The organism is Streptomyces sp. (assembly GCF_031181555.1).
In the GTDB taxonomy this organism is placed as follows: Bacteria; Actinomycetota; Actinomycetes; order Streptomycetales; family Streptomycetaceae; genus Streptomyces; species Streptomyces fimbriatus.
In genome coordinates this window covers 111,444-121,228 of the sequence record NZ_JAPSKQ010000002.1, presented here as the reverse complement: position 1 = coordinate 121,228, position 9,785 = coordinate 111,444, and the positions used below count along the sequence as shown (strand labels likewise).

Annotated in this window: 9 protein-coding genes; 3 read left to right on the top strand and 6 right to left on the bottom strand. The window is 75.1% G+C overall.

All coding sequences use genetic code 11. The annotated features are described in order from the left end of the window. Positions 1 to 317 (top strand): hypothetical protein (locus RIM90_RS01165; protein ID WP_309058581.1); only part of this gene is annotated, 317 nt, incomplete at its 5' end. Between the two features lie 60 nt (positions 318 to 377). Here RIM90_RS01165 and RIM90_RS01160 read toward each other — a convergent pair. The 4 genes from RIM90_RS01160 to RIM90_RS01145 form a co-directional block, all read right to left on the bottom strand. Further along, positions 378 to 2,516, bottom strand: a complete 2,139-nt coding sequence (locus tag RIM90_RS01160; RefSeq protein WP_309058580.1) for a SpoIIE family protein phosphatase — start codon at positions 2,514 to 2,516, stop codon at positions 378 to 380. 236 nt (positions 2,517 to 2,752) lie between these two features. After that, positions 2,753 to 3,784 carry an NAD(P)/FAD-dependent oxidoreductase gene (locus RIM90_RS01155; RefSeq protein WP_309058579.1) on the bottom strand — a complete coding sequence of 344 codons (1,032 nt, stop codon included), beginning with the start codon at positions 3,782 to 3,784 and terminating at the stop codon, positions 2,753 to 2,755. Continuing rightward, positions 3,781 to 4,296 carry an isoprenylcysteine carboxyl methyltransferase family protein gene (locus tag RIM90_RS01150; RefSeq protein WP_309058578.1) on the bottom strand — a complete coding sequence of 172 codons (516 nt, stop codon included), beginning with the start codon at positions 4,294 to 4,296 and terminating at the stop codon, positions 3,781 to 3,783. The genes RIM90_RS01155 and RIM90_RS01150 overlap by 4 nt, the downstream gene beginning before the upstream one ends. A 9-nt stretch (positions 4,297 to 4,305) precedes the next feature. Further along, the gene (locus RIM90_RS01145; protein WP_309058595.1) at positions 4,306 to 5,442 is read right to left on the bottom strand and encodes a 3-oxoacyl-[acyl-carrier-protein] synthase III C-terminal domain-containing protein; all 1,137 of its coding nucleotides are present in this window, start codon (positions 5,440 to 5,442) and stop codon (positions 4,306 to 4,308) included. 46 nt (positions 5,443 to 5,488) lie between these two features. Here RIM90_RS01145 and RIM90_RS01140 point away from each other — a divergent pair, with 46 nt between their 5' ends. Continuing rightward, complete coding sequence (locus tag RIM90_RS01140; protein ID WP_309058577.1) at positions 5,489 to 6,352, top strand: UbiA family prenyltransferase; 864 nt, start codon at positions 5,489 to 5,491, stop codon at positions 6,350 to 6,352. 138 nt (positions 6,353 to 6,490) lie between these two features. Further along, positions 6,491 to 6,826, top strand: coding sequence for a DUF6343 family protein (locus RIM90_RS01135; protein ID WP_309058576.1), 336 nt, complete (start codon positions 6,491 to 6,493; stop codon positions 6,824 to 6,826). Between the two features lie 69 nt (positions 6,827 to 6,895). On the opposite strand, the gene RIM90_RS01130 is transcribed toward RIM90_RS01135, so the two are convergent. Next, positions 6,896 to 8,170: a hypothetical protein gene (locus tag RIM90_RS01130; RefSeq protein WP_309058575.1), complete on the bottom strand. Its 1,275-nt coding sequence runs from the start codon at positions 8,168 to 8,170 to the stop codon at positions 6,896 to 6,898. Next, complete coding sequence (locus tag RIM90_RS01125; RefSeq protein ID WP_309058574.1) at positions 8,167 to 9,465, bottom strand: bifunctional glycosyltransferase family 2/GtrA family protein; 1,299 nt, start codon at positions 9,463 to 9,465, stop codon at positions 8,167 to 8,169. The genes RIM90_RS01130 and RIM90_RS01125 overlap by 4 nt, the downstream gene beginning before the upstream one ends. Positions 9,466 to 9,785: the final 320 nt, after the last annotated feature.

Genomic DNA, 9,785 nt, shown 5'->3' with positions numbered 1-9,785 from the left:
CTGACGCGGCCGTTTTCCGCGTCCGCCGCCGGGAACCCGGCGAAGACCCGACGCCGAGGGAAGGGGCGGACATGACCGGCCACAAGGACGACCGTGGGAACCGCTACGACCGGGCGCGCAGCCAGGACGAGCCGGGAGCGCACTCGGGCGCGGAGAGCCAGGCGCAGGAGCGGTCCGTGCCGGGTACGGCGAGCGCCAAGGAGGGGTACCAGACGGAGAAGGGCACGACGGCGGGCAAGCCCCTGGAGGGCGTCGAGGCCGAGGAGCACGACCGGCGGGAACCGGACGGCGAGGGCGGGAACTCCACCGGTCGCTAGGGTCCGTCCGGCACGACCCGCCGGGCGGGCCCGGCCCGAGGCCCGCCGCACCCCGCGTCGTCAACGCCGATCGGATGCTTCCCGCGCGGTGGGACGGATGAGGAGCAGGGCGATGTCGTCGGTGTGTTCCCCGGTGTGGTGCCGGGCGTGCTGGAGCATGCCGTCGGCGATGTGGTCCAGGGACTTGGCGGGCGTGCGGGTGAGATGGCGGGCGAGGTCGGTCAGCATCCGGTCGAGGTCGGCGCCGGGGACCTCGACGAGTCCGTCGGTGTAGAGGGCGAGGACCGCTCCCGGTGGCAGGGGCACCTCCAGGGTCGGGTACGAGGCGTGGGGGGCGATGCCCAGGAGCAGGCCGGGCTCGGGGCGCAGGACGTCGGTGTGGCCGTCGGGATGGCGCAGCAGGGGCGGGAGGTGGCCGGCGGTGGCCAGGCGGACGCGGTGCCGGGCCAGATCGAGGTGGGCGTAGAGGCAGCTGGTGAACAGCTCGGGGGCGAGGTCGGCCAGGAGCCGGTTGGTGTGGGTCAGGACCTGGTCGGGGGTCGCCCCGGCGGTGGCGTGGGCGTGCACGCCGGTGCGGACCTGGCCCATGAGGGCCGCCGCGGTGACGTTGTGGCCCTGGACGTCGCCGATGACGGCGGCGGCCGCGCGATCGGTCAGCCGGATGAGGTCGTAGAAGTCGCCGCCGATGTCCATGCCGTGGGTGGCGGGCAGGTAGCGGGCGGCCACTTCCAGACCGGGGACGGCGGGGAGGGTGTGGGGCAGGAGGGCGGCCTGCAGGCCCCGGGCGACCTGGTCCTGACGGTCGTATGTGCGGGCGCGGTCCAGCGCCTGGGCGATCAGGCCGCTGAGGGAGGTGAGCGCGGCGCGTTCCTCCGCGCCGAAGGAGTGCGGCTGGGCGTAGGAGGTCAGCCAGCAGCCCACCGGGCGGCCGGACGCGATCAGGGGGAGGAAGGCCCAGGCCTCGTTCGTCGCCGGGCCGGCGATCTCGGGGAAGCTGTCCGCCAGTTGGCGGCGCGAGGCGAAGAAGGAGGGGGTGCCGTTGGTGAGGGCCCGGGTGGCGGGGGTGGGCGCGGTCAGCGGCGTGTTGTCGAACCGCTCGCGGTCGGCGAGGCTGTAGCCGTGTGTGCCGACGATCCGCAGTCTTCCGTTCTCGGCCACGAGCAGGGCCAGTGCCTGGGCGTCGTAGGCGGGGAGGATGTGGTCGGCGACCAGGTCCACCACGTCCCGCACGCTGACGGCCTCGGTCAGTGCCCCGGCCAGGTGCATCAGGTGATAGAGGGTGCCGGCCCGGGACGGACCGGCCGCACGCGCCGGCTGCGGGACGGCATCGGCGGTTCGGGTGAGGTGGGTGATGCGGACGCTGATACCGGTGGCGTCCGGGTGGAGCTCGAAGGCGAGCTGCCGGCCGGGCGGTCGCAGGACGGTGAAGGAGGTGGTCTCCTGGCTGATCAGCGCCGCCCGGTAGCGGTCCTCGGAGACGGGGTCGTCCTGCAGCCAGGGCAGCACCTCCCACAGCCGGGCCCCCAGCAGCCCGTCCGCCGGCACGCCCAGGAGGTCGACGGCCCGGGAGTTGACGTAGGTGAGCCGGCCCTGCCGGTCGAGGGCGCAGCTTCCGCCGGGGAGCCGGTCGAGCAACAGGGCGGCGCCGGCATCCGCGACATGTTCTCCCGGAACGGCGGGAGGCTGAGGCAGGCTGCGGGGCCGGGAACCGGGCCGCATCCGCTGCCCCGCCCCGTCCATCAGCTCCAGCAGCCGGGCGAGCCGGTCGCAGGCCGCACCGACGCGCTCCCGCTCGTGCGAGCTCAGCACATCGGGCCGCGAGCTCGGCCACAGCAGAAGCACCGCGCCCCAGACGGCCGTGGACGTGCTGATCGGCGCGGCCGCCAGCGCCAGCGGGTAGGGCAGCACGAGGGCGGCACGCGGATAGCGGCTTGCCATGTCGGCCTCCGAGCCGACCCACATCAGCGTCCGCCGCCGGACCGCGTCGGTCACCGGAAGCGGCACCCCGATCCGCAGCCGCCCCCACAGCTCGGCGACCTCGGGAGGAGCCCCCGACATCACCTCCAGCTCCAGCACCTGCCGGTCCTCGTCGAGCAGGTAGACACTGCCGACGTGGGCGCCCACCTCCCGCAGGAGGCCGCCGAAGATCTGGTCGAGCAGTTGCCGCCCGAAGTCCTCCCGCCCGGTCCCGGTGTCCATCACCCACGCGCCCCACACCCGTCGGCCCGCCGGGCACGGAGGCGGTGCGGTCCCGGCACGCCGAGGCTCGCGATCCACGTAATGCATCTCATATATAGACGGTACGCAAAAAACGGACCGGGGTGTCGGCGGCGGTACCGGCCTTGTCCGCCGGGGCCGGTGCGCCCCGCGGCGCACCCCGACGGCCCGGGACCGTGGAAGGCGTCGGACACCGTGGAAGGCACCGGGGCGCCTTCTCACGCCAGCGCGTTCACCGCCGCCGCGAAGAGGCGGGGCAGGCGTGCGGCCGTGGGCGTGACGAGCGGGGCGAGCGCGGGACGCTGCCGGGTCCGTACCAGGAGCTCCGTCAGGAGCCGGTGGTGGCGGGTCGCACGGTTCCAGTCGGTCTCGTAGCGACCGGGTGTGCCGCGGCGCACGTTGCGGACGAGGGCCTCGGCGCCGGCGAGGGCGAGGGAGACGCCTTCGCCGGTCAGCGCGTCGATGTATCCCGCGGCGTCGCCGACGAGCAGCACGCGCCCGTGGCAGCGGGTGCGGGAGCGCCGGCGCAGGGGCCCCGCGCCGCGTACCGCGGTGGCGGCGGCTTCGCGGGGGAGGCGTGCCGCCAGTTCGGGGAAGGCGGCCAGCTGGGCGTCGAACGGGGCGCGCCGGGCCGTCAGCAGCGCGACGCCGACGAGGGCGGGGCCGAGCGGGGTCACGTACGCCTCGCCGTGAGGCCCCCAGTGCACCTCGACGCAGGACGACCACGGAGGCACCGCGTAGTGGCGGCGCAGCCCGTACCGGGGCACCGCGCTGCTCTTCACCTCCAGGCCGAGCGAACGGCGCACCGACGAGTGCAGTCCGTCCGCGGCGACCAGCCACCGGGCGCGCAGGCCCGCACCGGGTACGGTCACGCCCGTGGCGTCCTGCCGCACCTCTCCCACCCGCAGGGGCAGCACGGGGACCCCCGCGTCGACGACGGCTCGGTGCAGGGCGCCGTGCAGACCGGTGCGGCGCGCGCCGAGGCCGGGGCCGTTCCGGAACGCCGCCTGGACCCGGCGGGGCCCCTGGACGTAGCGGATCCCGGTGATGGGCCGGCCGGAGACCTCCAGGCCGAGGGCCGTCAGGGCGCGGACGGCGCCGGGCATCAGGCCCTCGCCGCACGCCTTGTCGACCGGGGCGCGTCGCGGCTCCGCCACGACGACGTCGAGGCCGGCGCGCACGGCGTGCAGAGCGGTCGCCAGACCGGCGGGACCGCCCCCGGCGATCAGCAGGTCGTGGCCGCCCCTCACGCGGGCACCGCCGCGGCCAGGGCGGTGTTCTCGCAGCGGATGCGGACGGCGAGCAGCAGCGCGTTGGCCACGGTGAACACCGTCGCGGTCAGCCACGCGGAGTGCACCAGCGGCAGGGCGGCGATCTCCACGACGACGGCGACGTAGTTGGGGTGGCGCAGGAACCTGTACGGTCCGGTGCCGACCAGACGTGCTCCGGGGACGACGATGACCCGGGTGTTCCAGTACGGGCCGAGCGTGCGGATGCACCACCAGCGCAGTGCCTGGGCCAGGACGACGAACGCCAGCATGGGCCATCCCAGAGCGGGCAGGAACGGCCGGTGGGCGAGCAGGGGTTCGGCGAGGCAGCAGACGAGCAGGCCCGTGTGCAGGGCGACCATGACCGGATAGTGCCCCCGGCCGTGCTCCACCCCGGCGCGGGCCAGGGTCCAGGCCGCGTTGCGCCGGGCGACGGCGAGCTCGGCGACACGTTCGGCGCCGACGGCGAGGACGAGGAGCGTGTACCACGGCATGAGGACCCCTCACCAGCGCAGCAGGACGAGTTCGGAGCAGAATCCGGGACCCATCGCCAGGAGCAGCCCCCACGTACCGGGCTCGGGGCGGCGGGATTCCCAGGTGTTCTGCAGGATGTGCAGGACGGAGGCGGAGGACATGTTCCCCACCGTCGCCAGGGAGTGCCGGGCGGTGTCCAGGGCGTCGCCGGGCAGGCGGAGGGCGTCGGCCACGGCCGAGAGCACCTTGGGGCCTCCCGGGTGGCACACCCAGCTCCCGATGTCGTCGGTGGTGAGGCCGTGTTCGGCCAGGAAGGCGCGCAGGTGCCGGCCGAAGTGGTCCCGCACGAGGTCCGGGACGCCGGCGTCGATCACGACGCGGAATCCGCCGGCGCCGATCTCCCACCCCAGGAGCCGTTCGGTGTCCGGATACAGGCGGCTGCGTGTGGCGACCACCGAGGGCCCGGCCGCCTTCGGCCCGGCGCTGCCGCCGCCGCGCGCGACGAGCGCTGCCGCGCCGTCACCGAACAGGGCGCCGGCGACGAGGTTGGCGGGGGAGTCGTCGCGCTGCTGGAGCGTCAGTGAGCACAGCTCGACGCTGAGCAGCACGGCGGTGTCGTCGGGGTGTCCGCGCAGGTAGTCGTGCAGCCGGGCGAGTCCGGCGGCGCCCGCCACGCACCCCAGGCCGAACACGGGAAGCCGTTTGACGTCGGGCCGCAGTCCCAGCCGCCCGGCCAGCCGGGCGTCGAGCGACGGAGCGGCGATCCCGGTGATGGAGGTGCACACCAGCAGATCGACGTCGGCCGGTTCGAGGCCGGCCTCCCGCAGCGCGCCGGTCAGGGCCTCCCCGCCCAGTTCGAGTCCGGCGGCCACCCACGCGTCGTTGCTCCGGCCGAAGTCGCCCAGGTCGGCGTACCGCTCGATCGGCAGGGCGAGATGGCGCGTGCGCACGCCCGCCGACGCGTGCAGGCGGCGCAGCACGGCGCGGTCCGTCCCCGGGGGCAGGCACAGGTCGCCGATCGCCTCGGCGAGGTCGTCCTGGGCGTACCGGTGCGGTGGCAGCGCGGTGCGGACCGCGGCGATCGTGGTCGTCGTACCGGGCGGGGACGTCCGGTACGGCGCGGTGGGCGGGCGGGGAGCGTCGTCGACGATCACAGGGACACGCATGTCGGTCATGCCTTCCTCGCATCGCGTGTCCCGCTAACTTCCTTTTGTGTCTCTCCACCCGACCGATTCCCTCCCGCCCGCGGCACACCGTTTCCCGGCGCTGCTGCGCGCCTGCCACCCGGAGCCGGCGGTCGCCGTGACGGTGTTCGTCACCGCGCTGGCCCTGGCGGCGGGCCGCGGGGCGGCGGGATCGGCGGCGGTGGCCGCGGCCGTGCTGGCCGGCCAGCTCTCGGTGGGCTGGTGCAACGACGCGGTCGACGCCCGGCGCGACACGGCCTGCGGGCGCCGCGACAAACCGGTGGCCACGGGGGAGCTCCCGCCCCGGGCGGCGGCTGCCGCGGCCTGGACGGCGCTGGCGCTGTGCGTGCCGCTGTCGCTGCTGAGCGGCCCCGCCGCGGCGGTGGCGCACCTGGGCGGCATGGTGACCGCGGGCTGGACCTACAACCTGGTGCTCAAGCGCACGGTGCTCTCGCCGCTGCCCTACGCCGTGGGCTTCGGCTCGCTGCCGGCCTTCGTCACCCTCGGCCTGCCGTCGCCGTCCTGGCCCGCCTGGTGGGCGGTGGCGGCCGGGGCACTCCTGGGGGTGGGGGCACACGTGGTCAACGTGCTCCCGGACATCGAGGACGACCTCGCGGCCGGCGTCCGGGGACTGCCGCAGCGGCTGGGCCGCGGCACCTGCCGGTGGCTGGCCCCCCTGGTGCTGGTGACCGCCGTCGGGGTGCTCGTCACGGGGCCGCCCGGAGAGGCCGGGGTCCTGGACTGGGTACCGGCCGCGGCGGCCGGGGCCGTGGCGGTCGCCGGCACGGCCGTGCCGGCGGACGTCCGCAGCCGGTGGCCGTTCCGGGCGGCGATCGTCGTGGCCGGCATCGCCGTGACGCAACTCCTGCTGCGGGGGTCGGACATGGCCTGACCCCCGGTCGGAGCGGTTCGGCTCCGGTTTATGCCCGCTGCCGCGGGCTACGCGGGCGTCGTGAAGCAGTCCGCGTAGCGGCACGGGTCCGTCGGCGGTCGCCGGCACGACCGCAAACCGTTCGAGAGAGGCCACGGCATGAGTGACGAGCAACCCGGGCGGGAGGCGGAGCCGGTGCCGCGTTCTCGCTCCGGCGCCTTCGGCCGCCGCTTCCCCAGGAGGGGCACGGAACCGTGGAACGCGCAGAGCCCGCTCGGTCTGCGCCTGCTGCTGTCCGGTGTCTTCCTGCCCCTCTTCTGCGCGGCGGCCGTGCTGTTCGGCCTGTGGGCCGCGAGCTCCGGGCCCGGCGACAGCCCCGGCCGGGGTGTCCTGACCGCGATCGCCGTCATGTGCGGCGTACTCGCCCTGATCGCGGTGATCGACGTGCTGGTCGTGGTCCGCAGGCTGCGACGGGAACGAAGGGCGCGCGTGTGACCCGGCGGGACGTGGGCGCCGGTCACCGCACCGCCCCGGATGCCCTCCGTCCGGACGCGGGCTCCCGGCCTACGGCACACCGAGTTCGAACAGGACGTACCCCGCGTACGACCCGGAGGCCAGGGCCGCCGTGCCCAGCACCGTGGCCAGCGAGGGCCACTTCAGGCGGCGCATGGCCAGGGCGAGCGGGATGAAGAGCGGGAAGAGGGGGAGCAGGTAGCGGGAGACGTTGCCGAAGATCTGCTGGGTGGTCATCACCATCAGGTAGGACAGCACCGTGTAGACGACCAGTACGGCGGGCGGGCGCAGGCGCGCCAGCAGCACCGTCAGCACCGGCACCGTCAGCACCACCCCGACCCCGATGATGTCCTCGAAGGGCATCGCGAAGAGGTAGTCGTTGTGGCCCACGGGGACGGAGGTGAGCACGTCGAGGGTGTGCCGGCCGTAGTCGAACTTGTGGGCCCACGCGCCGTCCTGGAGCTTGCTGTATCCGCCCCAGTCCCCCATGCGGTAACCGACCCAGCCCAGGTAGCCGAGCACACCCAGCGGTGCGATCGCCACCGCGATCAGCGGACGGCGTATGCCCTCCTCGCGGCGCCACACCGCGAGCAGCCCGGCGACGGCGAGGGCGGCGACCAGGGTGACGGCGGTGGGCCGGGAGAGCCCGGCGGTGAAGGTCAGCACCCCGGCGGTGAGCCAGCGGCGGGTCATCACGGCGTAGCAGGCCCAGGCGGCCAGCGCCGTGTACACGGACTCCGAGTACACCGCCCACTCCGCGCCGGAACCGGGCCACACCGCCCACAGCCCGACGGCGACGAGCCCGGCCCGGCGGCCGCCCAGCCGTGCGGTGACGGCGTATATACCGAGCGCCGCGACGAACGAGAAGAGGACCGAGACGGTCATGCCGGCGCCGTACGGGCCGAGGCCGGTGACCTCCGAGACCATCCGCATCAGCGCCGGGTAGAGCGGGAAGAAGGCCGCCGAGTTGCCCTTGAGCGTGATCAGGCCGGTGGCGCCGGGGATCGGCTCCAGCGCCGGGTCGTAGCCGTGCACGGCGATCTGCTGGTACCACCAACCGTCCCAGCTGCCCAGCACGTCCCAGGTGTGGGCGCCGCCGCCGAAGCGCGGATGCTTCTCGCGGAAGTCCCCGGCCGAGTCCAGCAGGTACATGAAGACGGCGAAGCCCACGAGCTTCAGCACGCCGTAGGTCGCGAGGACGGGGCCGTAGTGCACGGCGGCGCGGCGCAGCCGCTCACGCGGGCCCGGGGCCGCGGGAGGGGAGAGGTCGGGCCGGGGCTCGGAGGACGGGGCCGGGGCGGCCTGACTGGTCCGGGCGGTGGTCATGAGGCGGAGGATCCTGTCGTACGGCGGGAGCGGTGGCCGGGGAACACCCAGGCCCGCAGGAGGAGGAAGCGCAGCAGGGTCGCGGTGAGGTTGGCGAGGATCAGCGTCAGCAGCTCCACGCGGGGGCCGGCACCGGGCGCGGTGCGGTGCAGGACGGCCAGTGACCCGCTGGTGAGGGCGAGGCCGACCAGGAAGGCCGCCAGGCCCTTGAGCTGGTGCCGGAGCACTCCGCCGCGGCCCCGCACCCCGAAGGTGAGCCGCCGGTTCGCGGCGGTGTTGGCGACGGCGCTGACCAGCAGGGCGAGCGCGTTGGCGGCCTGGGCACCCGCCGCGGGCCGGAGCGCGGTGTAGAGCAGCAGGTAGAACAGCGTGCTGGCCACGCCGACGGCGGCGAAGCGGAGCAACTGGCGGACCAGGCCGGGCGGCAGCTCGGGATCCTCGTCGAGCCCGCCGGGGCGGCGCAGCGCCGCCAGCGGCAGCCGGCCGCCGGCCAGGGCGCGACCCAGCCGGGCCATGCCGCGCAGGTCCGCCAGCGCCGTCGCCAGGATGTCGACCCGGCTGTCGGGATCGTCCACCCAGTCCACGGGCACCTCGTGGATGCGCAGGCCGGCCCGCTCGGCTATGACCAGCATCTCCGTGTCGAAGAACCACTCCCGGTCCTCGACCAGGGGCAGCAACCGCTCGGCGACGTCCCGGCGCACCGCCTTGAAGCCGCACTGCGCGTCGGAGAAGCCCACGGCGAGGGTGCCGCGCAGCAGGCCGTTGTAGCAGCGCGAGATGATCTCCCGCTTCGGCCCGCGCACGACCCGGGAACCACGGGCCAGCCGGGTGCCGATCGCGATGTCCGAGTGCCCGGAGATCAGCGGGGCGACCAGGGGCAGCAGGGCCGCGAGGTCGGTGGACAGGTCCACGTCCAGATAGGCCAGCACCGGGGCCCGGGACTGCGACCAGGCGGTGTGCAGGGCCCGGCCGCGCCCCTTCTCGTCCAGCCGGATCCAGTCCGTCCCGGGCAGCTCGCGCGCCAGGCGCGCGGCGATCCGCGGGGTGCGGTCGGTGCTGGCGTTGTCGGCGATGGTGATCCGGAACGGGTACGGGAACGTCTCGCCGAGGTGCGCGTGGAGCCGGCGCACGCACGGCTCCAGGTCGGTCTCCTCGTTGTGTACGGGGACGACCACGTCCAGGACGGGCTCCGGGTGGCGGGCGGGCAGCGGTGCGCGGCGCGGCAGGGCCACCGGGTCCGCGGACGCTGCGGGGGTACGGCGGCCGGTCGGCGTCGACCGCCTGGCTGTTCTCATGAGGGATGCACGGTCTCTTTCCGGCGGACGGCACGGTGGGGCCCGAAGGGGCATGCCGAGGTCGCCCGAGGCGGTGGTCGGGTGGACGGCCCGGGGCCGAGGGGCCCGCGGGCGGAGGCGGCGGTGTGGTCGCTAACCGCTGCCGGCCGACTCGTGACCGGCCGGGACGGAGGGCTCCCCCGAGGGCTCCGACGACGGCGGCGGAGACGGCGGCGAGGAGGAGACGGGAGGTGTGGGGGGCGATGTCGTCCGCCCGCTCTCGACGGCCGTGGCGGACGGCGGGACGGAGGCCGGCGTGCCGCCGCCCGCCGGGGCCGTGG

Coding starts and splice junctions, on each gene's coding strand:
- RIM90_RS01160 (WP_309058580.1), bottom strand. CDS start 2,516: ATGGACACCGGGACCGGGCGGGAGGACTTCGGGCGGCAACTGCTCGAC.
- RIM90_RS01130 (WP_309058575.1), bottom strand. CDS start 8,170: ATGACCACCGCCCGGACCAGTCAGGCCGCCCCGGCCCCGTCCTCCGAG.
- RIM90_RS01125 (WP_309058574.1), bottom strand. CDS start 9,465: ATGAGAACAGCCAGGCGGTCGACGCCGACCGGCCGCCGTACCCCCGCA.
- RIM90_RS01150 (WP_309058578.1), bottom strand. CDS start 4,296: ATGCCGTGGTACACGCTCCTCGTCCTCGCCGTCGGCGCCGAACGTGTC.
- RIM90_RS01145 (WP_309058595.1), bottom strand. CDS start 5,442: ATGCGTGTCCCTGTGATCGTCGACGACGCTCCCCGCCCGCCCACCGCG.
- RIM90_RS01135 (WP_309058576.1), top strand. CDS start 6,491: ATGAGTGACGAGCAACCCGGGCGGGAGGCGGAGCCGGTGCCGCGTTCT.